Genomic DNA, 22,507 nt, shown 5'->3' with positions numbered 1-22,507 from the left:
GATAGGATGGGAAGGGAGGAGGAAGTCACATGAAGATTCAATTTACAGATGCAGCAATAGCAAAGATCAATGATAAAATAGCAGGGCAGGAAGGCCATTTGAAGCTGAAATATGACATAGATGGGTGTGGATGTGTAGTAAGCGGCATCCCGACCTTATGGTATGTGACAAAACCGGATGAAGTCGATGACGTGACAATCGAAACCAATCGTTTCCCTATTTTAGTAGAGAAGTCGAAAACGGTATTTCTTGATGAAGAATTGAAAATCGATTTCTCAACGAGCAGCAATACCTTTCAATTAAAAAGCCCGGGACAAATCATCAATGGCAGAATGAACTTCATTCTGTTTCCGGAAGAATAAAGAAAAAGCTGGCTCTTTAACAAGAGTCAGCTTTCGTTTCTTCTATGAGCTTTTCATACATCTCCGCAATGGCCATCCCGTTTTCCCAGCAATCACCGCCGTCTTCAGTACACCAGCATGCAGACAGGACAGAATGACAAAACCCGTACGCAATGAGCCTTTCATAGGAAAGCGAGAGCAGGGAAGATAACGTCGAAGCCCTGAACCTTAACAGTTCAAGAGGATCTTCGTGGTCCTTCCAGTGATTTAACGTGTACTGAATGCAATCGTATTCCCGTTCCCCGATCAGACCCTTGGGATCGATGGCGGTCCAGCCCGAAGAATCCGAATACAAGATGTTTTCGTGATGCAAATCACCGTGAAGTAAATAATGTTCCTTTGAAGAACTAAGAAGCTGAAGGAACAGCGATTCTGCTTTTGAGATCATTTTTTCCGGCAAGGGACCCGTCCCGTCATTAAAACGGGATCTATAACGCCGTATTCCCTCTGACCAAGCTTCAACATCAGGGAATGAATGAGAAGAGGGAGGCTTATGCCATAACTGCCGGGCAACCGAGGCAAAGATCTCCAGACGGGCTTTTTCATCGCATAAAAAATGTAAAGCATGACCGGGCTGTATATGCGACAGGAGAATCCAGCCTGCTTCCTCATCCAAATCGATTACGTTCACCATGGCATCACCGGTGAACTTGCGGAGTGCATGGAACTCATTTAAAAACTCTTTATTGGGATATCCCATCTTTACAACTGCGGAAGTACCGTCATCAAGAACGGCTGGAACAACAAAATTATAGCTTAGAGAAAAAGGATCACCGAATGTCAGGTTGCGTTTTTCCTTAAGTGCAGAAAGGGTTTGTTCCGCCTGTTCGACCCAGGCCGTACCCGACTCTCCATACATCGCTTTCATCTTTTCTTGAAAGTAATCCGGGATCATCACGCTCCCTCCGTTCGGGCGGCGACGACTTCATCCAGAAATTGTTGAATGACAGAGTCATACTTTTCTGGGTCCTCATTGTATGATTGGGCGTGGGTCCCTCGGAAATCCAGATGCAGCATTTTGTCCCCCTGCTTCTTATGAAATAAATCTTCTGTCATTTTCGGCAGGATGTAATCATCCTCCATGCTGTGGATGAATAAGACAGGCTTCTGAATGTTTTGGATGACAGAAATAGGGGAGAGTTCTTTTAACGAATAGCCCTCACGCCATTTTAAAGTGCGATTCACCAGCGGCAGCAGGAACCTTACAGGCATTTTTAGTTCGACACTCATCCGGTAGGCAAGCTGTTCGCCAAAATCGGAATACGGACAATCCGCGATATAAAAGTCGGCGCGATCCTCGACGCAACCTCCATAAAGCAGCATGGTGGCCGCTCCCATTGACTCCCCGTGTATGCCAAAAAAGACATCCTCACCCTCCCGGCGGATTAATTCATCGACGACTGCTTTCAGATCAAATTTTTCATAATATCCGTAGCTGGTCGTTTTGCCTCCGGAAGCTCCGTGACGGCGGTGGTCATAAATGATGGCATTGAATCCTTTCTTAATGAAAAGATTCATGTATTTGATGGAATTAAGCTTGTTTTCAGTGACGCCATGCGCAAAAATCATGTACTTCTTATGAGGGTGGGGGGTCGCGAAAACAGCGTTGAGATGATATCCATAAGGGGAAGGGATGGTCACCTCTTCTTTCGGTAGTGTGTCATATTCCTCCTGGATAAGGCGGAGGGCATTGATTTCCCTGGATCGAACGAGTTCATCATCTTTCTTGGGAAGGTACAGGAAAGTATTCGTAATGAAATATCCTAATCCGCCAATTCCGAGAGCGGAGAGGAACCCTCCTAAAAAGAGAGATCTTTTCTTCATACATTTCACCTCATTGTATTTAATCGGTGCTTTTATTTTATCATCAAGAGGAAAGAAGTGGAATTTAAAAGCTGTGGGAGCGTTGGAAAATAAGAAAAAAAGAAGCGCCCAAAAACGGGGCACTTCTCTGGATGAATCAAGATTTGGCATTTTGGCGTTTAGTCGGGTGAATCGCTTTATCAAGCTCTTCCTGAGATAGAGTATTCGCCGTTGTATCGCTGTTTGGCTTCCCTTTTTGACTATATCCTTTTTCGCGTTTTTGACTCATGTTTTCATCTCCTCTTAGCATTCGGATAGTATTAGAATGCTCGAGGGGATGGGGTGATATTCAGCCATTATTGATTCAATTCATAAAGCCTGTAATAGCCGCTGTCGATCGGCCTGCTGATGTGTGGTTTCACGACATCGATCGCTTGGGCAAGCTTTTCTAAATCGATCCCGGTCGCCACTCCCATTTGTTCAGCCATATAGACAACGTCTTCCGTCGCGACATTTCCTGTGGCTCCTGGAGCGAAAGGGCATCCTCCCAGTCCGCCGGCGGATGTATCGAACCGGTCCACTCCAGCCTGCATGGAAGCGAGGATATTAGCGAGGGCAAGCTTCCTCGTGTCATGGAAATGAGCCGTCAGGAGTGTATCCGCCATCTCATTTTTTAATAAAGTAAACAGTGTATACGCTTCAAGAGGGTTCGCACGCCCCACTGTATCCGCAACACTTAATTCATCCACACCCATCCCGACAAACCTTTTACAAAGGGCAAGAGTATCTTCCGGCTCTATTTTTCCTTCATAAGGACAATAAAAAGCTGTCGAGATACACGCTCTCACAAAATATCCCCGTTCTTTCAACTGAGAAATGAGAGGTTGGAGGTCTGAAAGAGCATCTTCTGTTGTTTTATTGATATTCTTTTGGTTGAACGTACTGCTTACCCCTACAAATACAGCTACAGCCTTGCACCCGGTTTCGTACACACGCTCCAGCCCCTTTTTGTTCGGTGCAAGAACGAAGTCACGCGAGTCGATCGTCAAGCAGGAGTCAACGATATCCCCGGCATCCTGCATCTGAGGCACCCACTTAGGAGACACAAAGGAAGTCAGTTCCATTTCCCTGATGCCGGATTCCTTCAAGCGTAATATAAATTCTTTCTTCGTATCGGTCGGTACAAAATTCGTTTCATTTTGCAGGCCATCACGCGGGCCCACTTCAATAATTGTGATCTGTTCAGGTAATTTCATCATTTCCCGCCCCCTTGGTTTTATTGTAGGAAAATTTCGACAACAAAATCAACTAAATTTTTTATGAAAGAGAAAGGAAAATAAAGCGGTTACATAGAAAAGGTTAAAGTGGAGATATTTTTGCCTATTCTCTAAAGGGTGGAAATTCATGCAAATCAGTCAGAATGGAATGGGAGGAAGAGAAATGTCGAATGAAGTTGTAATCGTTAGCGCTGTACGTACAGCGATTGGGAGCTTTAATGGCTCATTGAAGGATATTTCAGCACCTGAGCTGGGAGCGATCGTGATTAAAGATGCCCTGGAAAAGGCCGGACTGAAAAAAGAAGATGTCGATGAAGTCATCATGGGGAATGTCCTGCAGGCAGGATTAGGTCAAAACCCTGCAAGGCAGGCATCCATAAAAGCAGGATTACCGGAAAGTGTACCTGCGATGACAATTAATAAAGTATGTGGTTCAGGATTGAAAACGGTACACTTGGCCACTCAGGCTATTCTTGCAGGTGATGCTGATATCATCGTTGCCGGCGGAATGGAAAACATGAGCCAGGCTCCATACCTATTAAAAGGCGCAAGGAATGGATTCAAAATGGGAGATCAAAAGGTAGTGGACAGTATGATTTCCGATGGCTTATGGTGTGCTTTCAATGATTATCATATGGGAGTGACAGCTGAAAACCTGTGTGACCGCTATTCCTTATCACGTGAAGAACAGGATGAGTTTGCAGCCTGGAGCCAGGAGAAAGCAAGTGCTGCAATCGAGTCAGGCAGATTCACAGATGAGATTGTCCCTGTACATATTCCAAAGCGTAAAGGTGATCCGGTTGAGTTCAGTCAGGATGAATTTCCCCGCAAGGGCTCAACTGCAGAGAAATTATCCGGACTCCGTGCCGCATTCAAGAAGGATGGCAGCGTGACAGCCGGCAATGCTTCCGGAATTAACGACGGAGCGGCTGCTGTTGTGGTCATGTCCAAGAAAAAAGCAGAAGAGCTTGGCATTACTCCTCTCGTAACGATTAAAGGAAATGCAAATGCCGGTGTCGACCCTAGTGTAATGGGGATTGGTCCGGTAGCGGCCGTCAAGAAAGTGCTGGAGAAAACAAAGCTGACAATCGAGGACATGCAGCTGATCGAAGCCAATGAAGCGTTCGCTGCACAATCCCTGGCTGTAGATAAAGAGCTTCAATTCAAACGTGATGCTCTCAATGTAAATGGGGGAGCCATTGCTTTGGGGCATCCGATTGGAGCAAGTGGTACAAGAATCCTGGTGACACTCATCCATGAAATGAAGAAAAGGCAGGTACAGCACGGGTTAGCTACTTTATGCATCGGAGGAGGCCAAGGTGTAGCGACAGTCGTGGAGCTGCATCAATAAAAAGGCAGGCTGAATAAGAACTGAGGAGGGAATACAATGAAACAAGTTTATACTTCATACAGTGAAGCGGTGGCAGATATACAAGATGGAGCCACTCTTATGGTAGGCGGCTTCGGCCTTTGCGGAATCCCGGAGAAATTGATTCTTGCCCTGGTGGAAAAAGGCGTCAAAAACCTGACTGTCATCTCTAACAACTGTGGAGTGGATGACTGGGGACTCGGATTATTACTGAAAAATAAGCAGATTGATAAAATGATCGGCTCTTACGTAGGTGAAAACAAAGAGTTCGAAAGACAGGTGCTCTCTGGAGAACTCCAAGTGGAATTGGTTCCTCAGGGAACACTGGCGGAAAAAATTCGTGCAGGAGGTGCCGGTATTCCGGCATTCTATACACCGGCAGGAGTTGGGACACCGGTTGCGGAAGGAAAAGAAACGCGTACATTTAACGGAAAAGAATATCTATTGGAAGAAGCATATACAGCTGATTTCTCGCTAGTGAGAGCATGGAAAGCAGATAAAATGGGTAACTTGGTATACAACAAAACGGCGCAGAACTTCAATCCGATGATTGCTGCTGCTGGGAAGGTAACCATTGCTGAAGCGGAAGAAATAGTAGAAATTGGAGACATCAATCCGAATGAAGTACACACTCCAAGCATCTATGTTCAACGATTGGTTCAGGCAGAGCAGGAGAAACGTATTGAAAGAAGAACAGTCAAAGCCTAGAAGGGAGAGTGGAAAAGGATGGATCGTGCAAAATTGCGTGAGAAGATTGCCAGAAGAGCGGAGAAAGAAATTCAAGATGGTTTTTATGTGAATTTAGGAATTGGAATGCCGACCCTTGTCGCCAACTATATCACAGAGAATAAACAGGTTGTGCTTCAGTCGGAGAATGGGCTGCTCGGAATCGGTCCTTATCCGACAGAGGAAGAATTGGATGCCGATTTGATCAATGCAGGGAAAGAAACGGTTACAGCCATCCCTGGTTCCTCCTACTTTAACAGTGCGGAATCCTTTGGGATGATCAGGGGAGGCCATATCAATATCGCCATCCTGGGCGGAATGGAAGTAGCCGAAAACGGTGATCTTGCCAACTGGATGATCCCTGGAAAGATGATCAAAGGTATGGGCGGAGCGATGGACCTGGTCCATGGTGCCAGACGGATCATCGTCATCATGGAACATGTGAACAAAGCCGGTGAAAGCAAAATACTTAAAGAGTGCACACTTCCTCTTACAGGTCAGGGAGTAGTCGACCGCATCATCACCGACCGTGCCGTGATGGATGTAACAGAAAACGGCCTGCTTCTGCGCGAAGTTGCGAATGGATTTACAGTCGAAGATATCCTATCTTCCACAGCAGCGGAGCTGGAAGTGGCAGAAGACGTGAAACTCGAAGCATACTAATCAACAAACCAACCATCCGGGAAAGCAATACCTCCCGGATGGTTTTTTTATAACATCATGCTATATTTTTATAAGTGAACTTGCTCTTAAAGAATATTAAGTTCAGATTTTTTAGTTGTTTAGATTATTTAACGTTCCAGCTGTTGATTGGAGTGCGGGTAATTCAAAACCGATTCCAGCGGTTGATTGTAGTGCAAAACGAAGACTCCTATAAGAAAAGCGGAAGGGGTTTGCTCAGAGGCGTGTGGCATAAGACGAATCGGTCACGAAGGCGTTCTTTGCCTTCTTGGCCGGTTTGGCTTATGACATGTGCCTCTAAGCCCTGCAGCTGGACAGATGATCATCCTCAGACCGAGGAGGCTCACCAACCGCCCGCGGAAAGAGAAGTTTTGCACGGAAATCAATAGCGGTGATGTATGGAATCAAATAAATTGAGAGTCAAAGTAAACTTCTCTATTTAGGGTTGCCTAAAAACCAAACCAAAATCAGGACGGGGTGAGTATCTTGACGGTTTCGTTCATATCAGGAGGCTCACGGGCTACCCGCAGAAAGCGAAGTCTTGCACGGAAATCAACAGCGGTGTTTAACAGAGCTAATTATAAATAAAACCATACAATGTAGCCTGAAATATAACCATGCGGGGAGGAGTATCTTTAAGCATGTTTTTTGTTGTTTTGGTCAAAAAACGTGAGCTCGCTCTTTGACGAATCCTGAAAAAAGTTTTATAACTATAAAAAAAGACAGGGGGATTGCGAGATGTCCAAGAAAAAGAAACAAGAAGCAGAATTGACGTTAAAGAACTCTATAAATGCCGATCTGTTCGAACAGCTCAAAAACAAGAAGAAAGAGCTTGAACAAGTGGAAGAAGTAAAAAAAGAAGAAGAGCGTCAGCGAAAAGCGGAGGAAAGAAAACAAAGGGAGAAGAATAAATCCTTTGAAGAATTATTGAATGAAAGTGATATGAACTGGGAGAACTATAAGAAATAAAACCAGCTGCAGGGGATGTATCCTGCAGCCGGTTCTATGATAAATAACATTAATTAGTCACGGTGCTGTTCATATCGCGAAAGCTTCGTCAATTGAGTCAACACGTCCAGCTCTTTTGCAGAAAGAGGAGGGCGGTTAACGGCTTCGATATTTTCCTGCAGCTGGCGGGGCGAACTTGCTCCAGGGATGACCGAAGCGACCGAATGATGGGCAAGGTCAAACTGGAGGGCAAGCTCGTTCATGCTTCGATGATCCGCTGCTTTATCATGAATCGAGTGCAGGACTTCTTCAAGCTCTGCAAATGTATAATCCAAGTATCCATTCTCTTTTATTTTCTCAGAAGCCTTCGAAAGCATTTTTTCACTAAGAAGCCCTTTTGCAAGGGGGCCGCGTGCAATGATGCTCACTTCATGCTCATCCAGAAGTTCCATACATTCCTCGGGACGGCGGTCAAGCAGGCTGTACTGCATCATTACGCTTTGTATGGATGAATCAAGCACTACTTTTTTTATGACATTCGGGCGTATCGAGGAGATCCCGTAATGACGGATGTAGCCTTCTTCCTTCAATTCTTCAAAAGCTGCGATACTGTCTTCGAAATTGTCTTCAATGGTTCCGCCGTGCAATTGATATAAGTCGATATATTCCACTTTCAGTCTGGTAAGGCTATCCTTTACAGCAGACTTAATATATTCCTTGGACGGGTCCCATCGCCACCCTTCTTTGACATCTTTCCATCGATTTCCGACTTTCGTGGCGATAATCACATCGTCCCTGAATTCCTTCAGTGCATTGCCGACGATTTCTTCATTCCTGCCGAAATCATATAAATCAGCTGTATCAAAATAATTGATGCCGTTTTCGAGAGCAGTATGAACGATTTCTTTCGCTTTCTTCTCATCGGTGCCAAGTGACATACAGCCAAGGCCCATTTTTGAAACATACAGGTCAGAGCTGCCAATTTGTCTTTTTTCCATTATAACCGTCCTTTCGATTCGCAGATTCACTATCTATTATTTTAACGAAAGCAGGGACGGTTAAACAAAAGATACGCTTTTTATAATTGGGGTGGGATCGGCAAACATCACCTATCCCTTGATGGATGTTTCTGTCCACTCCTTGACGGTATCATATTTCTTGCTGTATTCCTTCAGCTTTGCCCTGACTTCCCAAACCTTTCCGGCAAGTACGACTCGGTTTTTCTCTACGATTACCTGCAAAAGCGGTCACCTCATCCTTTCTATGAAATATGGTAAAATGTATGAAGGTAAATTGATTGTGAGAACAAGGAGAGTTGAATAGTGAAAAAATTCGAAGAGAAGACGCTCAATAGTGAAACGATTTATCAAGGAAAAATCATTGATCTGCAAGTTGATGAAGTGCAGCTTCCGAACGGAAAGACGTCCAAAAGAGAATTGATCAAACATCCAGGGGCCGTTGCGGTCATCGCTTTGACACCGGAAGGCAAGATCGTGATGGTGGAGCAGTATCGGAAGGCATTGGAAAAATCAATCGTTGAGATTCCTGCCGGTAAGCTTGAACCTGGCGAAGAACCGATCATAACGGCTGCCAGGGAGCTGGAAGAAGAAACCGGGTACGGTTGTGAAACGCTTGAGCACCTTATTTCCTTCTACACTTCCCCAGGGTTTGCAGACGAACTTGTGCATCTATACATAGCAAAAGATATTACTCGTATAGAAGAAGCAAGAGAACTTGATGAAGACGAGTTTGTTGATCTAATAGAGGTGACGATGGAAGAAGCTTTAGGGCTGATTAAAGAGAAAAGGATCTATGATGCCAAAACAGCCTATGCCGTTCAGTATCTCCAACTCCAGAAATTTTATAAATGAACACTCAAGAGACGCCTCTTTTTAACTTTAAAGAGGCGTCTCTTTTTTTAGATTGGTTTAGTATAGTCGATTACGTGCCAGAGTATGAAAAGTCAGTTAGTTAAAAGATATCCGGCCGCATATCCTTGTCCCATCCTGCATATATTCTACTAATCGATATTCTAGGGGGAGCGTCGTGATGCGCAAAAAAATATCAAATTCAAATCCACTCGTTCAACATGTACAAGCACATTCCTCGATTTATTTATTTATCATTACATTGTTTTTGATGGGAATCATCTTTGGGGCGATCGTGGTGAACTCGCTGTCTTTTGCTCAGAAAGAAGATTTATATTTTTATTTGAGTAAGTTTTTTAGTGAGATTGAAGGGGGAAGAATTACCTCGGCAGAAGAACTGTTCAGACAAAGCTTCCTTCATAATGTAAAATATCTGGGACTGATTTGGATATTGGGAATATCAATCATTGGCCTGCCCCTGATCTTTGTGCTGCTTTTCATGAAGGGGGTCGTGGTCGGATTTTCTGTAGGGTTTCTTGTGAATCAAATGGGATGGAGCGGATTTCTGCTTTCTTTTGTCAGCGTACTTCCTCAAAACATCATTATCATTCCGGCTTTCATCTTCATCGGAGTAATCAGTGCGAGCTTTTCCCTGACCTTGATTCGTAAAATATTTGTACGTAACAGTGCATCCATGCAATTTCAAATCATCCCCTTTCTGTCCAGGTATGTCATTTTCTTTGTCATTGCAGTGGGAATCGTGACGGTCGCGGCCAGCATAGAAGCATATCTTTCTCCTAATTTAATGGAAGCTGTCATTTCGAGAATTAAATAATCATTATTATATAATAATGATTTCATTTTCTTCATTATAATAATTTTATTTTGCTTATTCCTCCCTTTTTGATATAATAATATAGACATTGACGAGGGAGGGAAGGACTATGGAAAGTCGTATCGAACGAATCAAAAAGCAGCTTCATTCCGCTAGTTATAAGTTGACTCCACAGCGTGAAGCTACTGTACGTGTGCTGTTAGAGCATGAAGAAGATCACCTGAGTGCCGAAGATGTATACCTCCTCGTTAAGGAAAAATCTCCGGAAATTGGACTTGCGACTGTTTATCGTACACTAGAGTTGCTTTCTGAACTGAAAATCGTGGATAAAATCAATTTTGGCGATGGGGTATCACGATATGACCTGCGTCAAGAAGGAGCTGCCCACTTTCATCATCATTTGGTATGTATTGAATGCGGAGCGGTGGATGAAATACAGGATGATTTGCTTGAAGACGTTGAAAAGATTGTTGAGAGAGATTGGAAATTCAAAATTAAAGACCATCGATTAACCTTTCACGGCATCTGTTCAAGATGTCAGGAAAAAGAGGAAGAATCTGAATAGTAAATGGAAAAGCCCTGAAGAAGCTGGTTATTGTTTCGATTAGAAACGATCTTATACATATCTTTAAGGGCTTTTTTTAATCAATCTTGCTCAGGCAGACACTTTATCATGCTGCCTGATTGGTATATGCACGTTCTGTCAAAGCTTATTGTGGTCTTAACACGCTGTGTAACGGGCCAAAAAGATGAAAAATTCTGTCCTGCTTGGTATAAAACAGTCCAAAATCGTCATAGCTTGTATTATAGAGATGGATGGACTGTGGAAATATCATTTATATGGAGGACAACCTTATGAAAAAAGGTCTTGGAGTGGTCTGGCAGACCATTAAGGTTTTTATTTTATTTACTGGATCGACGATATTATTTTATTATGGAATCATATGGATAAGCGAAGAGTACGAAGGGTATCACAAATACGATGAGCCGGAGGGAGCCGCGGTTAAAGTGTTTTCTTCCGTTGCAGATGAAGAAAGCCATTGGTACGATCGATTATTATTTTTTTATATGAACGGGGAGTAATGCAATTTGGAAGACGAGATTAAAGACTATATGCATTTTTTGATTGTTGAGAAAGGACTTGCGAAGAACACCATTGAATCCTATCAGCGTGACTTAAGGAACTATGGGCTGTACTTAACCAAAGTTGAAGAGATTTCGTCACTCAATGATGTCACCAGGGTAAATATCGTCCAGTTCCTGGGACACCTGAAGGATCAGGGGAAATCCTCGAAAACGATTGCCAGACATGTGGCTTCGATTCGATCATTTCATCAGTTTCTCCTCAGGGAAAAGACTACAGATCAAGATCCGACAGTGCATATTGAAACACCAAAGACAGAGAGAAATCTGCCAAGGATATTAAGCATAGAAGAAGTGGAAGCGCTACTTGAGGCACCGGTGGAATCTACACCTTTGGGGATGAGGGACAAGGCGATGCTGGAAATACTGTACGCAACAGGCATCCGTGTGAGCGAGCTCATTTCACTTAAAATGGAGGATGTCCATCTGACAATGGGGTTTGTTCGCTGTATCGGTAAGGGGAATAAGGAAAGAATCATCCCCATCGGCAAGACTGCCATGACTGTACTGGAAAAATATTTGGAAGATGCCAGGCTGAAATTGAGGTCCAAAAAGCATAATGATGACCACCTGTTCTTAAATCACCATGGTAAAGGCTTAACAAGGCAAGGATTCTGGAAGAACCTGAAGACGCTTGCTAAAAAAGCAAATATCGAAAAAGATTTGACTCCTCATACATTAAGGCATTCTTTTGCCACACATTTACTGGAAAATGGTGCAGATTTGAGGGCCGTCCAGGAAATGCTTGGCCATGCTGATATATCAACGACTCAAATTTATACTCATGTGACCAAAACCCGGTTGAAAGATGTTTATTCAAAGTTTCACCCCAGGGCATAATGAAAGAGAGACTTCTTAAAGAAATTATCCAAACTTTAAGGGGTTCTCTCTTGTTTTTTTGAATAGGGAAAAGTAGAATATAGATGTCAGACTTCTGACGTGATGCACATTCGATTGATACGTTAAAGTTAGGGGTAAGATACGCTTAGGGACACAAAATGTAACCGCTTTTTTCCATGTGGCCTAAAACGTTTGCTGATAAAGATTAAACGTATTGTACAAATAAAGCAGCTATAATAGGAGGATATTAAATGAGTAGCTATACATATAAGCGAGTGCACTTGATTGTAATGGATTCAGTTGGAATCGGGGAAGCTCCTGATGCTGAACTGTTCAATGATAAAGGAACGGATACTCTGGGACATATCGCTGAACATATGAATGGGTTGAACATGCCGAATATGGCAAAATTGGGCCTTTCAAATATCAAGGAAGTGAAAGGAGTCGATAAAGCTGAATCTCCTCTCGCTTATTTCACCAAGATGCAGGAATCATCTGTAGGGAAAGATACGATGACCGGCCACTGGGAGATCATGGGTCTTCATATCGATACTCCATTCAAAACGTATCCCGATGGATTTCCTGAGAAATTGATTCAAAAGCTTGAGGCAGAGACAGGCAGAACGGTGATCGGAAACAAACCTGCAAGCGGCACAGCCATTATTGAAGAACTTGGGAAAGAACATATGGAAACAGGGGCTTTGATTGTTTACACATCTGCGGATCCTGTTCTGCAAATTGCAGCACATGAAGACATCATCCCTATCGAAGAACAGTATAAAATTTGTGAAATCGCACGTGAAATTACAATGGACGAAGAATATCTAGTCGGTCGTGTCATTGCCCGACCATTTGTCGGAGAGCCGGGAAGCTTTAAGCGGACATCCAACCGCCATGACTATGCGTTAAAGCCATTTAACCGTACTGTCATGAATGAGCTGAAGGATTCCGGGTTCGATGTCATTGCGCTCGGTAAAATCTCAGACATTTTTAATGGTGAAGGCGTAACGAAAGCCATTCGTACGAGACATAATATGGACGGGATGGATGTACTCATTAAAACGTTCGATGAGTCGTTTACGGGGCTCAGCTTCCTGAATCTGGTCGATTTCGATGCTTTATACGGTCACCGCCGGGATCCAGAAGGTTATGGAAAAGCGCTGGAAGAATTTGATGCGCGTCTTCCGGAGGTATTTGAAAAAATGACAGAAGATGATCTTCTCCTTATCACTGCTGATCATGGAAATGATCCGACAGCCCCGGGAACAGATCATACGAGGGAATATGTACCGCTTCTTGCATACTCAAAGCGTTTCAGTAAAGGAAATGAACTTCCAGTAAGAGAAACCTTCGCAGATATCGGCGCGACGGTAGCGGATAACTTCAATGTCAACATGCCGAAATTCGGAAAAAGCTTCCTATCACAATTGAAATAAAAATGAAATCAGAAGTAGAGATGAATGGAAAATCTGGGTTCTCCGTCTCATCTCCTCTTTCTGTTTAGACTAATAAAAAGGAGTCAATGAACATGAATTATGAAACGATACAAAATGCTGCTAATCATTTGAAAAATCAATACACAGGTAACCCTCGGATCGGTCTGATATTGGGATCGGGATTGGGTGTCCTGGCGGATGAAATCCAAAATGCCGTAAAAATTCCTTATAAAGAGATACCGGACTTCCCTGTTTCCACAGTGGCAGGTCATGCAGGACAGCTTGTGTTCGGACAATTATCCGGTCAGGAAGTCGTTGCCATGCAGGGACGTTTCCATTACTACGAAGGATACGGATTCGATAAAGTGACATTCCCTGTACGCGTCATGAAAGAACTCGGCGTGGAAATTCTTATCGTGACCAATGCAGCAGGCGGAGTGAACGAAAATTTCGAAGCCGGAGATCTGATGTTGATTTCTGATCATATCAATAATATGGGAGGAAACCCTCTGATCGGACCGAACGATTCCCGTCTTGGCGCGAGATTCCCGGATATGTCCCAGGCGTATGATAAAGAACTTCGTCAAAAGGCACGGGAAATTGCGGATGGACTTTCCTTGAAGATCCAAGAAGGGGTTTATGTAGGGAATACAGGTCCTGTATATGAGACGCCGGCAGAAGTCAGACTTGCCCGTACATTGGGGGGAGACGCAGTAGGGATGTCCACAGTACCTGAAGTGATTGTTGCACGTCATGCGGGTATTAAAGTATTGGGTATTTCCTGCATTTCAAATATGGCAGCCGGAATACTTGATCAGCCCCTATCACATGATGAAGTCATAGAAACAACCGAAATGGTCCGTGCAAACTTCCTATCTTACGTAAAGGAAATTGTTAAGTCGATTTAACTTACAATTGACTGAGATCGGAATGACGGAAACGGATTAAAATTTATTGAAGCAGGTGAACTGAAATGAGAATGGTAGATCTAATAGAAAAGAAACGTGATGGTAAAGAACTGACAACGGAAGAAATCAAATTTATCATAGATGGATATACAGACGGATCAATTCCGGATTATCAGCTAAGTGCCTTGACGATGGCAATTTTCTTCAAGGATATGAGTGAAAGGGAACGGGCTGATTTAACGATGGCGATGGTTGAGTCAGGCGATCAGATCGATTTATCGGCAATTGAAGGTATAAAGGTCGATAAGCATTCAACAGGCGGAGTCGGGGATACGACCACTCTTGTACTTGGACCATTAGTGGCAGCTGTAGGTGTACCGGTCGCTAAAATGAGCGGAAGAGGACTCGGTCATACCGGTGGAACCATTGACAAGCTAGAAGCAGTTGAAGGATTTCATGTAGAGATTGAAAATGATGAGTTCATTCGTTTGGTGAACAAAAATAAGCTGGCCGTTATCGGACAAAGCGGAAATTTGACGCCTGCGGATAAAAAGCTTTATTCATTACGGGACGTGACAGCAACCGTTGATAGCATCCCGCTGATTGCAAGCTCCATCATGAGTAAGAAAATCGCTGCAGGAGCTGACGCGATTGTCCTTGATGTCAAGACGGGTGCAGGGGCATTCATGAAGACTCTCGAGGACTCTGAAAATCTTGCCAAAGCGATGGTGAACATCGGGAATAATGTGGGAAGAAAAACAATGGCAGTCATTTCCGACATGAGCCAGCCGCTTGGGTTTGCGATCGGGAATGCTTTAGAAGTGAAAGAAGCGATTGATACCCTTAAAGGCGAAGGTCCGGAAGACTTAACAGAATTATGCCTGACACTTGGAAGTCATATGGTTTATCTTGCAGAAAAAGCGTCATCACTTTCAGAAGCAAGAGAAGTCCTGCAAAAAGCAATAGAAGACGGATCTGCACTGGAAAACTTCAAAGTATTCCTTGAATCACAGGGAGGGGATGCTTCAGTCGTCGATGATCCATCCAAGCTTCCGCAAGCTCAATACAAAGTGGAACTCGGGGCCAAAGAAGATGGCTATGTATCAGAAATCATCGCCGATTCTGTTGGTACTGCAGCAATGTGGCTTGGAGCCGGAAGAGCTACCAAGGATTCTGTAATCGACCTGGCAGTAGGTCTTGAATTAAGGAAGAAAATCGGGGACGAAGTAAAAGCCGGGGATTCCCTTGTGACCATCTACAGTAACGAGGAAGACATTGAAGACGTAAAGAATAAGTTATATGAAAGCATCAAGGTCTCTTCGAAAAAAGTGGATGCTCCTACCCTGGTCCACACCGAAATCACAAATTAATCACAAATTGTAAAAGCCTTTGTGAGAGGATTCGTCCTTTTGCAGGGGCTTTTTTTCCGTTCCAGGGAATCATGGTATGCTAAAGACCAATGCAAATCGGTATATCCCTTATTTTACCATGTGATGGAATTATCGGCGGAATCGAAAGATAAAAGAGTAAAATGGAAAGATTAATGGTCAAAAGTAAAAGATTATCGGCCTCAACTCGAAGATTACTTTCCTAAACTGAAAGATTCCTTCTATACAATATGGAAAGGTACTTCTAAAAAGGGATTTAGTAAGCCCATTTAACTATGAATTCAGCATTCAAGGTGTGTTGGTTTGGCCTGCCTGGTGGGTTTGAATCCAAATCCATCTAAAATGAGCATAATAAGTGATATTGCAGATATTTTGATTAAAACATAAACAGGTTCCCTAAACGGAGCCTGTTTTCTGTTTTGTTTTATTTCGCTTGTTTCTCTTAAAGAGTCTATGCGTGACCCTTATTATTTTGAAAATTATTTGTATAAAAATGGTTCCGATGGAAAAAATGGTTCTATAAGTATTGAATAAATGAGAGATTTTGATTGGAGGACAGTTTAATGAAACGTGTTTTGTGTATAATGGCAGCATTTTTTCTTATAGTTTCCCTATTCCCTTCGATTGGTTCCGCCCAGGAGAATAAGACTGAACTGGCTCAGGCAGCAAAGTCAGCTATATTGATTGAACGTGATACAGGTACGGTTCTATATGATAAGAATAGTCATGAAAAATTGGCACCTGCATCGATGACAAAGATCATGACGATGCTTCTGATCATGGAAGCCCTGGAGAAAGGACAAATCAAGTGGGATGATGAAGTAAGGACCAGCGAATACGCAGCCTCCATGGGCGGGTCACAGATTTTCCTCGAGGCAGGCGAATCAATGACAGTCAAAGAGATGCTGACAGGTATTGCAATTGGTTCTGCAAACGATGCATCTGTTGCGATGGCTGAACATATTGCGGGCAGTGAAGAGGCTTTTGTGGAGAAGATGAACAAAAAAGTGAAAGAAATAGGATTGAAGGATACACAGTTCCAAAATCCGACCGGGCTGCCTGCTAAAGATCATTACAGCTCAGCACATGATATGAGCATGATGGCAAAGGAACTGCTGAAATACAATGAAATCACCAAATTTACCGGCACATATGAATCTTACCTTCGTGAAGACACAGAAAATAAATTCTGGCTGGTCAATACGAATAAGCTGGTCCGTTTTTATGATGGAGTGGACGGGTTAAAAACAGGTTTCACGAACGAAGCGAAATATTGTTTAACAGCGACCGCTAAAAAAGGAAATATGAGAGTCATTGCAGTCGTATTCGGGGCTTCGACTCCGAAAGAACGGAACAGTGAAGTGACGAAGATGCTTGATTATGCCTTCAATCAATATCAGACGAAACCAATGTTCAAAAAAGGGGAACAGCTCTCCCAGGTGAAAGTATCCAAAGGACAAGAAAGCAAAGTTCAGGCGGTTACGGACGAACCAATCTCCATTCTTGCCAAGAAAGGTGAAAAACTTGATAAGGTGGAACAGAAAATAACACTTTCCAAAGACTTAAAAGCTCCAATTAAAAAGGGCGATAAAGTAGGGACCCTGGTGATCAAGAATAAAGGGAAGAAAGTTCTTGAAAGCGAGCTTGTTGCAAAACAGGATGTAAATGAAGCGAGCTGGTGGCAGTTATACAAACGTTCATTCGGAATGTTCACAAAAGTTGGTAACTGATACGAAAAAAAACACAGATTCTGGCGAATTTCTTCTAGTTTTGTCACAGAGAAGGATATCGGCATCATAATAGCGAAATGACTCACTATACGACAGAGAAGGAGGCTTTCTGATAGTGAGTCTTGCTATTAACCTTGAAGTGAAAAAAGATGTGTTGTGCATCCGTCTGAGTGGAGAGTTGGATCATCATACGGCAGAAGAATTAAGGGAAGAATCTTCAAAGATTATCGAGAGTGAGAATATCAAACATATCATTCTGAACTTGGAAGAACTCGGCTTCATGGACAGCTCGGGGCTGGGAGTCATATTAGGGCGATACAAACAGATCAAACAAAAGCATGGAGAAATGGTGGTTTGCGCGATTTCCCCTGCAGTCAACCGATTATTTGAAATGTCCGGATTGTTTAAGATCATCCGTCTTGAACCATCTGAGGAAAATGCATTACAAAGATTGGGGGTCGCCTGAATATGAGAAACGAGATGAACATTCAATTTAGTTCCCTGAGTCAAAATGAATCATTTGCCCGAGTGACTGTCGCGTCTTTTATCGCTCAGTTAGATCCTACGATGGATGAATTGACGGAAATCAAAACAGTTGTTTCTGAAGCCGTCACGAATGCGATCATTCATGGCTATGAAAACAATCCAAATGGGATTGTGTATATTTCAGTAGTAATGGAAGAGGATGGATTCATCGACATGACGATTCGGGATGAAGGGATCGGCATTGGAGATGTGGAAGAAGCCAGACAGCCTTTATATACGTCCAAACCGGAACTTGAACGTTCAGGCATGGGCTTTACCATTATGGAAAACTTCATGGACGAGGTAGAAGTGTCATCACACCCGGGTACAGGCACCACAGTTAGACTGAAGAAGCACTTGACCAACAGTAAAGCGCTATGCAATTAAGGAGTCGTGCCTATGGATGTCGAAGTGAAAAATGAAAAATCCCAGCCTTTCTTGAAGGATCATGAAGTAAAGGAACTCATAAAGAAAAGCCAGACAGGCGACCAGGCTGCCAGGGATACCATTGTGCAGAAGAATATGAGACTGGTATGGTCCGTCGTTCAGCGTTTTCTTAACAGAGGGTATGAACCGGATGATCTTTTTCAAATAGGCTGTATCGGGCTGCTGAAATCAGTGGATAAATTTGACTTGAGTTACGATGTGAAATTCTCGACCTATGCTGTTCCGATGATCATTGGTGAGATCCAGCGATTCATCAGAGATGATGGCACCGTAAAGGTAAGCCGTTCCCTGAAAGAAATGGGGAATAAGATTCGTAAAGCAAAGGATGAGCTTTCGAAGAAGTTCGGGAGGGTGCCGACTGTCAGTGAACTTGCCGAGCATCTGGAATATTCAATCGAGGAAGTCATCATGGCTCAGGAAGCCAGCCGGGCACCGTCATCGATTCATGAGACCGTTTATGAAAATGATGGGGACCCGATTACATTATTGGATCAGATTGCCGACAATACCAACCATAAATGGTTCGATAAGATTGCGTTAAAAGAAGCCATTCGTGAATTGGATGAACGAGAGCGTTTGATCGTCTATTTAAGATATTACAAAGATCAGACTCAATCTGAAGTTGCTGACCGTCTCGGTATTTCACAGGTTCAGGTATCGAGGCTTGAAAAGAAGATATTACAGACAATGAAGGAACATATGTATACCGAATAAACTAGCTGCCTTATCCTTTTTTCTCAAAAATTTTGGGACAAAAAGGGATAAGGTTATTTTTTTTGTGAAAACAGGAGCGCAGCGAAAGAAGTATTGAGAGTATATGTCGCCTTCACAACTTACATAAATTATTTCCGTTAATCCATACTATTGGTACAAGGGGAAAATCACGTTTTCAGGAAGTGAACAGCATGGAAGGAATTGTGTACATTAGGCTGAGGCATCGTGTTCAAGTCAAATCAGATAGTATGGTAAATCTCGGTCAATTGGCGCAGATCATCGCCCCTGAAGATGTGCTTGAAGACTTAAAGCGCATTCATATTCACAAAGTTGAACCTTCTGATAAAAACATTATCGTCATTGATGTCATGACTGTGATCAAGAGAATCTCAGTGAACCATCTTCATTTGGACATCCAAACGATTGGTCCTGCACAAAGCATCATTGAAGTCATCTATGAAAAGAAGAAGGTCTCCCTTCCGCTATTCATAGGTGTGTGGATGCTTTTGTTTATTGGTGCTGCAATGGCCATCATGAATTTTCACGAAGATGTAAGCATGAGACAGGTTCATCAAACACTTTATCATTTCATAACCGGTGAAGAAGATCCGCATCCGTTACTGTTTCAAATCCCATATTCCTTTGGTCTTGGTCTGGGAATGATCCTTTTCTTTAACCATATCTTCCGCAAGAGATTGAACGAAGAACCGAGTCCGTTAGAAGTAGAAATGTTCAATTACCAGCAGGATCTGGACCAATATGTGATTATGCATGAAAACAAAGAAAGTATGAAGAAATTAGATGACAATTAGCGTGATTCTGACATTATTTATTGGTTTTGCAGGCGGATTGGCAGTAGGGTCTGGCTTTGTAGCCTTTCTAACCGTATTAGGGATCATACCTAGGCTGACACAATTGACTAAAACGATGAAAATGATTCACTATTATGAAATTGCGGTAATCACGGGGGCGCTGACCGGGGGATTTATCAGTTTAAACAATTACACGATGCATATGAATCCTATCGTACTGATACCGATGGGGCTCGCCAGCGGGGTTTTTATCGGGCTATTGGCAGCAGCATTAACCGAAGTCCTGAATGTCTTTCCCATCCTTGCGAAGCGGATTGGAATTGAGGGACAAATTGTCGTATTGATCATGGCCATTGTATTCGGTAAGATATTCGGCTCCCTTTTTCATTGGCTGTACTTGGTTCATCAATGAGGCTCTTTTCGCATACTTTGTTGTTTTTCACAGAAGAAATTACCGACTTGGGTATGTTCAATCGTACCCTCGATCGTTCGTATTGAGCACGTGCACAACATTAATACAAACTTCGCAGTGAACTTACGAAAAGCAGCAATCTTTCAGAAAGCAGCCGTAAATAAAGAAGTTTGAGGCAGGGGTTTTTCTATGGGTGAAAAAAGAAAAGTGGTTCTGATTACAGATGGAGATGAATATGCGAAAAGAGCAATTGAGAGGGTAGCAAAGGATTATGGAGGACGCTGTATCTCAAGTTCCAAAGGGAATCCTTCCGTCCTTCGTGGTCCTGAAATTGTGAAGCTCATAAAAAGAGCTAAAAATGATCCTGTCTTTGTCATGTTTGATGATAGTGGTTATATTGGCGAAGGTGCAGGGGAAACGGCATTAAAATATGTCGCGAATCACTCGGACATCGACGTTCTCGGAATCATCGCAGTGGCGAGCAAAACTCGTCAAGCGGAGTGGACAAGAGTGGATGTCTGTATTGATAAGTTTGGAGAATTGACTCCCTACGGTGTAGACAAATTTGGTGTACCCGAACTTGAAATAGGGAGAATGAATGGGGACACCGTTTATTGCCTGGATGAATTAGACGTTCCTGTCATTGTTGGAATAGGTGATATAGGAAAGATGGCGAAAAGAGACGACTACTCACAAGGAGCTCCCATTACAAAAAAAGCGGTGGAAATCATCTTTGAAAGGAGCGGTTATCATGCCTGAAATTAAAAAGACACCCATTCCAAAGGACCCGGCTGTTTTAGAGGAATATATGCAAAAGAACGTGGGTCTGAATAAAAGCTTCGACCTTGGCGTCAGAAAATTAAAAATCCTAAAGAAAAATGTTCAATTTTACTATATCAATGGTTTGACAGATGCAGGGTATATCATTGAACTTGTGGAAGAGCTTGTGGCCATAAATGATAATGAACGTCTGTCCACCCATTTATTCGATATCGTTCATAACCGGTTGGTTCATCAGTCGGTTGAACCGGTTAAAACAATTGAGGAAGCGGTTGATGAAGTATTATCAGGGTTGATCGCTGTCGTGGTTGAAGGGTATTCCGAGGCTCTGATTGTTGATGTAAGAAGTTATCCAGGCCGTCAGCCAATGGAACCGGATACGGAAAAAGTTGTTCGCGGATCCCGTGACGGATATGTAGAAAATATTATCATAAACACGGCTTTAACGAGACGCAGAATCAGAGATCCGAGGTTGAGATTCGAAATTTTCCGTATCGGGGAACGTTCGAAAACAGATATATCGATTGCTTATATAGATGATGTGGCCAACCCCAGCTTGATAGAAGTAATCAAAAAAGAATTAAAAAGCATTAAGATTGATGGATTGACCATGGCCGATAAAACGGTTGAAGAGTTCCTGGTGAAGCAGGGGTATAACCCTTACCCTCTTGTACGCTATACCGAAAGGGCAGATGTGGCAGCCACTCACTTACTGGAAGGCCATGTCCTCATTTTCGTTGATACTTCCCCAAGTGTCATTATTACACCGACTACTTTCTTTCATCACCTTCAGCATGCGGAAGAATACAGACAGTCTCCAGCAGTCGGGACTTTTGTGAAATGGACCAGGTTCTTGGGGTTGCTTGCTTCATTGTTCCTGCTTCCGCTGTGGTATTTATTCGTTCTTGACCCGACATTGCTGCCAAAGGGGCTGGAATTCATCGGACCGAACGAACAGACGAATATCCCGATCATCGCTCAATTATTCATTGCGGACATAGGGGTGGAAATGTTCAGGATAGCCGCCATTCATACTCCTACACCTCTCTCTACCGCCATGGGTCTGATTGCAGCGGTATTAATCGGACAAATCGCCATCGATGTCGGATTGTTTCAGCCTGAGGTAATACTTTATGTAGCGGTGGCTTCAATCGGAACATTTGCTACACCGAGCTATGAATTGAGCGTCGCCAATAAAATGGCAAGGCTTCTTCTTCTTGTGGCTGTGGCATTCTTCCATATTCCCGGGCTTGTCATCGGCTGTACGCTCTACATCCTATTTGTCACAAATATCAAATCGCTTAATACACCTTACTTATGGCCATTGATCCCGTTCAGTCCGAAAGCGTTCGTCCAGATTCTTATCAGACGTTCGATGCCTGGTGCCAAGATTCGTCCAAGTATCGTACAGCCGCGCAATAAATATAAGCAGCCGGCTAAATCGTAAGAATATTGCAACACCTC

The 22,507-nt window shown here is 43.2% G+C and carries 27 protein-coding genes; 21 read left to right on the top strand and 6 right to left on the bottom strand.

Translation table 11 applies throughout. From position 1 onward, the window contains the following. The first annotated feature begins 29 nt into the window (after nt 1-29). Entirely contained in the window at nt 30-362 is a 333-nt protein-coding gene (locus ACUXV2_RS12410) for an iron-sulfur cluster biosynthesis family protein (protein ID WP_446243513.1), read from the top strand. A 16-nt stretch (nt 363-378) separates the two neighbouring features. On the opposite strand, the gene ACUXV2_RS12405 is transcribed toward ACUXV2_RS12410, so the two are convergent. The 4 genes from ACUXV2_RS12405 to ACUXV2_RS12390 all read right to left on the bottom strand — a co-directional run bounded on the left by ACUXV2_RS12405 (nt 379) and on the right by ACUXV2_RS12390 (nt 3,460). Next, nucleotides 379-1,296, bottom strand: coding sequence for an aminoglycoside phosphotransferase family protein (locus tag ACUXV2_RS12405; protein WP_446243512.1), 918 nt, complete (start codon nt 1,294-1,296; stop codon nt 379-381). Continuing rightward, nucleotides 1,296-2,225: an alpha/beta hydrolase gene (locus ACUXV2_RS12400; protein ID WP_446243511.1), complete on the bottom strand. Its 930-nt coding sequence runs from the start codon at nt 2,223-2,225 to the stop codon at nt 1,296-1,298. The genes ACUXV2_RS12405 and ACUXV2_RS12400 overlap by 1 nt, the downstream gene beginning before the upstream one ends. 136 nt (nt 2,226-2,361) lie before the next feature. Next, a complete protein-coding gene (locus ACUXV2_RS12395; protein WP_446243510.1) occupies nt 2,362-2,493 on the bottom strand; it encodes a hypothetical protein in 132 nt (43 codons plus the stop codon). 67 nt (nt 2,494-2,560) lie between these two features. Continuing rightward, entirely contained in the window at nt 2,561-3,460 is a 900-nt protein-coding gene (locus ACUXV2_RS12390) for a hydroxymethylglutaryl-CoA lyase (protein WP_446247065.1), read from the bottom strand. Between the two features lie 184 nt (nt 3,461-3,644). Here ACUXV2_RS12390 and ACUXV2_RS12385 point away from each other — a divergent pair, with 184 nt between their 5' ends. The 4 genes from ACUXV2_RS12385 (at nt 3,645) to ACUXV2_RS12370 (ending at nt 7,226) form a co-directional block, all read left to right on the top strand. After that, complete coding sequence (locus ACUXV2_RS12385; RefSeq protein WP_446243509.1) at nt 3,645-4,832, top strand: acetyl-CoA C-acetyltransferase; 1,188 nt, start codon at nt 3,645-3,647, stop codon at nt 4,830-4,832. Between the two features lie 36 nt (nt 4,833-4,868). Further along, complete coding sequence (locus ACUXV2_RS12380; protein ID WP_224875412.1) at nt 4,869-5,558, top strand: CoA transferase subunit A; 690 nt, start codon at nt 4,869-4,871, stop codon at nt 5,556-5,558. A gap of 18 nt (nt 5,559-5,576) precedes the next feature. Further along, entirely contained in the window at nt 5,577-6,239 is a 663-nt protein-coding gene (locus ACUXV2_RS12375; protein WP_446243508.1) for a CoA transferase subunit B, read from the top strand. 756 nt (nt 6,240-6,995) lie between these two features. Beyond that, nucleotides 6,996-7,226: a YqkE family protein gene (locus ACUXV2_RS12370; RefSeq protein ID WP_446243507.1), complete on the top strand. Its 231-nt coding sequence runs from the start codon at nt 6,996-6,998 to the stop codon at nt 7,224-7,226. A gap of 53 nt (nt 7,227-7,279) precedes the next feature. Here the strand turns inward: ACUXV2_RS12370 and ACUXV2_RS12365 are convergent, their stop codons facing one another. Together ACUXV2_RS12365 and mciZ are read right to left on the bottom strand one after the other, a co-directional pair. After that, the gene (locus ACUXV2_RS12365; protein WP_446243506.1) at nt 7,280-8,203 is read right to left on the bottom strand and encodes an aldo/keto reductase; all 924 of its coding nucleotides are present in this window, start codon (nt 8,201-8,203) and stop codon (nt 7,280-7,282) included. A gap of 111 nt (nt 8,204-8,314) precedes the next feature. Continuing rightward, entirely contained in the window at nt 8,315-8,446 is a 132-nt protein-coding gene (gene mciZ, locus ACUXV2_RS12360) for a Z-ring formation inhibitor MciZ (protein WP_446243505.1), read from the bottom strand. Nucleotides 8,447-8,527: 81 nt separating this feature from the next. Here mciZ and ACUXV2_RS12355 point away from each other — a divergent pair, with 81 nt between their 5' ends. The 16 genes from ACUXV2_RS12355 (at nt 8,528) to ACUXV2_RS12280 (ending at nt 22,490) form a co-directional block, all read left to right on the top strand. Further along, entirely contained in the window at nt 8,528-9,076 is a 549-nt protein-coding gene (locus tag ACUXV2_RS12355) for an NUDIX domain-containing protein (RefSeq protein WP_446243504.1), read from the top strand. A gap of 178 nt (nt 9,077-9,254) precedes the next feature. Continuing rightward, nucleotides 9,255-9,908: a stage II sporulation protein M gene (spoIIM, locus tag ACUXV2_RS12350; protein WP_446247064.1), complete on the top strand. Its 654-nt coding sequence runs from the start codon at nt 9,255-9,257 to the stop codon at nt 9,906-9,908. A 109-nt stretch (nt 9,909-10,017) separates the two neighbouring features. Then, on the top strand, nt 10,018-10,473 hold the full coding sequence (gene fur / locus ACUXV2_RS12345; RefSeq protein WP_446243503.1) for a ferric iron uptake transcriptional regulator: 456 nt from the start codon (nt 10,018-10,020) through the stop codon (nt 10,471-10,473). 290 nt (nt 10,474-10,763) lie between these two features. Then, nucleotides 10,764-10,991, top strand: a complete 228-nt coding sequence (locus ACUXV2_RS12340; RefSeq protein WP_175991142.1) for a YqzK family protein — start codon at nt 10,764-10,766, stop codon at nt 10,989-10,991. Nucleotides 10,992-10,997: 6 nt separating this feature from the next. After that, complete coding sequence (gene xerD, locus ACUXV2_RS12335) at nt 10,998-11,891, top strand: site-specific tyrosine recombinase XerD (RefSeq protein WP_446243502.1); 894 nt, start codon at nt 10,998-11,000, stop codon at nt 11,889-11,891. A gap of 251 nt (nt 11,892-12,142) precedes the next feature. Further along, on the top strand, nt 12,143-13,327 hold the full coding sequence (gene deoB / locus ACUXV2_RS12330; RefSeq protein WP_446243501.1) for a phosphopentomutase: 1,185 nt from the start codon (nt 12,143-12,145) through the stop codon (nt 13,325-13,327). A 92-nt stretch (nt 13,328-13,419) separates the two neighbouring features. Beyond that, a complete protein-coding gene (locus ACUXV2_RS12325) occupies nt 13,420-14,235 on the top strand; it encodes a purine-nucleoside phosphorylase (RefSeq protein ID WP_446243500.1) in 816 nt (271 codons plus the stop codon). Nucleotides 14,236-14,300: 65 nt separating this feature from the next. Continuing rightward, nucleotides 14,301-15,605 carry a pyrimidine-nucleoside phosphorylase gene (locus tag ACUXV2_RS12320; RefSeq protein WP_446243499.1) on the top strand — a complete coding sequence of 435 codons (1,305 nt, stop codon included), beginning with the start codon at nt 14,301-14,303 and terminating at the stop codon, nt 15,603-15,605. A gap of 581 nt (nt 15,606-16,186) precedes the next feature. Further along, nucleotides 16,187-17,353 carry a D-alanyl-D-alanine carboxypeptidase family protein gene (locus ACUXV2_RS12315; protein ID WP_446243498.1) on the top strand — a complete coding sequence of 389 codons (1,167 nt, stop codon included), beginning with the start codon at nt 16,187-16,189 and terminating at the stop codon, nt 17,351-17,353. A 115-nt stretch (nt 17,354-17,468) separates the two neighbouring features. Beyond that, entirely contained in the window at nt 17,469-17,819 is a 351-nt protein-coding gene (gene spoIIAA, locus ACUXV2_RS12310; RefSeq protein WP_446243497.1) for an anti-sigma F factor antagonist, read from the top strand. Nucleotides 17,820-17,821: 2 nt separating this feature from the next. Further along, nucleotides 17,822-18,265 carry an anti-sigma F factor gene (gene spoIIAB / locus ACUXV2_RS12305; RefSeq protein ID WP_341982659.1) on the top strand — a complete coding sequence of 148 codons (444 nt, stop codon included), beginning with the start codon at nt 17,822-17,824 and terminating at the stop codon, nt 18,263-18,265. A gap of 12 nt (nt 18,266-18,277) precedes the next feature. Next, entirely contained in the window at nt 18,278-19,039 is a 762-nt protein-coding gene (sigF, locus tag ACUXV2_RS12300) for an RNA polymerase sporulation sigma factor SigF (RefSeq protein WP_446243496.1), read from the top strand. A gap of 191 nt (nt 19,040-19,230) precedes the next feature. Beyond that, complete coding sequence (locus ACUXV2_RS12295; protein WP_446243495.1) at nt 19,231-19,851, top strand: stage V sporulation protein AA; 621 nt, start codon at nt 19,231-19,233, stop codon at nt 19,849-19,851. Next, complete coding sequence (locus ACUXV2_RS12290) at nt 19,841-20,263, top strand: stage V sporulation protein AB (RefSeq protein WP_446243494.1); 423 nt, start codon at nt 19,841-19,843, stop codon at nt 20,261-20,263. Before ACUXV2_RS12295 ends, ACUXV2_RS12290 begins: the two co-directional genes overlap by 11 nt. A 189-nt stretch (nt 20,264-20,452) precedes the next feature. Then, nucleotides 20,453-21,022, top strand: a complete 570-nt coding sequence (locus ACUXV2_RS12285) for a stage V sporulation protein AE (protein WP_446243493.1) — start codon at nt 20,453-20,455, stop codon at nt 21,020-21,022. Further along, the gene (locus ACUXV2_RS12280; protein ID WP_446243492.1) at nt 21,015-22,490 is read left to right on the top strand and encodes a spore germination protein; all 1,476 of its coding nucleotides are present in this window, start codon (nt 21,015-21,017) and stop codon (nt 22,488-22,490) included. Before ACUXV2_RS12285 ends, ACUXV2_RS12280 begins: the two co-directional genes overlap by 8 nt. Nucleotides 22,491-22,507: the final 17 nt, after the last annotated feature.

The sequence above is a fragment of the Rossellomorea sp. NS-SX7 genome (assembly GCF_052828565.1).
The sequence above is the reverse complement of the archived record's forward strand: the minus strand, read 5'-3'. Positions and strand labels throughout refer to the sequence as shown.

Bases quoted from the DNA above. Each gene is read 5' to 3' on its own strand.
- ACUXV2_RS12295 (WP_446243495.1), top strand. From the start codon at position 19,231: ATGGAAGGAATTGTGTACATTAGGCTGAGGCATCGTGTTCAAGTCAAA.
- ACUXV2_RS12385 (WP_446243509.1), top strand. From the start codon at position 3,645: ATGTCGAATGAAGTTGTAATCGTTAGCGCTGTACGTACAGCGATTGGG.
- ACUXV2_RS12290 (WP_446243494.1), top strand. From the start codon at position 19,841: ATGACAATTAGCGTGATTCTGACATTATTTATTGGTTTTGCAGGCGGA.
- fur (WP_446243503.1), top strand. From the start codon at position 10,018: ATGGAAAGTCGTATCGAACGAATCAAAAAGCAGCTTCATTCCGCTAGT.
- spoIIM (WP_446247064.1), top strand. From the start codon at position 9,255: ATGCGCAAAAAAATATCAAATTCAAATCCACTCGTTCAACATGTACAA.
- ACUXV2_RS12340 (WP_175991142.1), top strand. From the start codon at position 10,764: ATGAAAAAAGGTCTTGGAGTGGTCTGGCAGACCATTAAGGTTTTTATT.
- ACUXV2_RS12370 (WP_446243507.1), top strand. From the start codon at position 6,996: ATGTCCAAGAAAAAGAAACAAGAAGCAGAATTGACGTTAAAGAACTCT.
- ACUXV2_RS12325 (WP_446243500.1), top strand. From the start codon at position 13,420: ATGAATTATGAAACGATACAAAATGCTGCTAATCATTTGAAAAATCAA.
- ACUXV2_RS12400 (WP_446243511.1), bottom strand. From the start codon at position 2,225: ATGAAGAAAAGATCTCTCTTTTTAGGAGGGTTCCTCTCCGCTCTCGGA.
- spoIIAB (WP_341982659.1), top strand. From the start codon at position 17,822: ATGAGAAACGAGATGAACATTCAATTTAGTTCCCTGAGTCAAAATGAA.
- deoB (WP_446243501.1), top strand. From the start codon at position 12,143: ATGAGTAGCTATACATATAAGCGAGTGCACTTGATTGTAATGGATTCA.
- ACUXV2_RS12375 (WP_446243508.1), top strand. From the start codon at position 5,577: ATGGATCGTGCAAAATTGCGTGAGAAGATTGCCAGAAGAGCGGAGAAA.
- ACUXV2_RS12365 (WP_446243506.1), bottom strand. From the start codon at position 8,203: ATGGAAAAAAGACAAATTGGCAGCTCTGACCTGTATGTTTCAAAAATG.
- sigF (WP_446243496.1), top strand. From the start codon at position 18,278: ATGGATGTCGAAGTGAAAAATGAAAAATCCCAGCCTTTCTTGAAGGAT.
- ACUXV2_RS12315 (WP_446243498.1), top strand. From the start codon at position 16,187: ATGAAACGTGTTTTGTGTATAATGGCAGCATTTTTTCTTATAGTTTCC.
- ACUXV2_RS12320 (WP_446243499.1), top strand. From the start codon at position 14,301: ATGAGAATGGTAGATCTAATAGAAAAGAAACGTGATGGTAAAGAACTG.
- ACUXV2_RS12380 (WP_224875412.1), top strand. From the start codon at position 4,869: ATGAAACAAGTTTATACTTCATACAGTGAAGCGGTGGCAGATATACAA.
- ACUXV2_RS12280 (WP_446243492.1), top strand. From the start codon at position 21,015: ATGCCTGAAATTAAAAAGACACCCATTCCAAAGGACCCGGCTGTTTTA.
- ACUXV2_RS12405 (WP_446243512.1), bottom strand. From the start codon at position 1,296: ATGATCCCGGATTACTTTCAAGAAAAGATGAAAGCGATGTATGGAGAG.
- ACUXV2_RS12395 (WP_446243510.1), bottom strand. From the start codon at position 2,493: ATGAGTCAAAAACGCGAAAAAGGATATAGTCAAAAAGGGAAGCCAAAC.
- ACUXV2_RS12410 (WP_446243513.1), top strand. From the start codon at position 30: ATGAAGATTCAATTTACAGATGCAGCAATAGCAAAGATCAATGATAAA.
- ACUXV2_RS12285 (WP_446243493.1), top strand. From the start codon at position 20,453: ATGGGTGAAAAAAGAAAAGTGGTTCTGATTACAGATGGAGATGAATAT.
- ACUXV2_RS12390 (WP_446247065.1), bottom strand. From the start codon at position 3,460: ATGAAATTACCTGAACAGATCACAATTATTGAAGTGGGCCCGCGTGAT.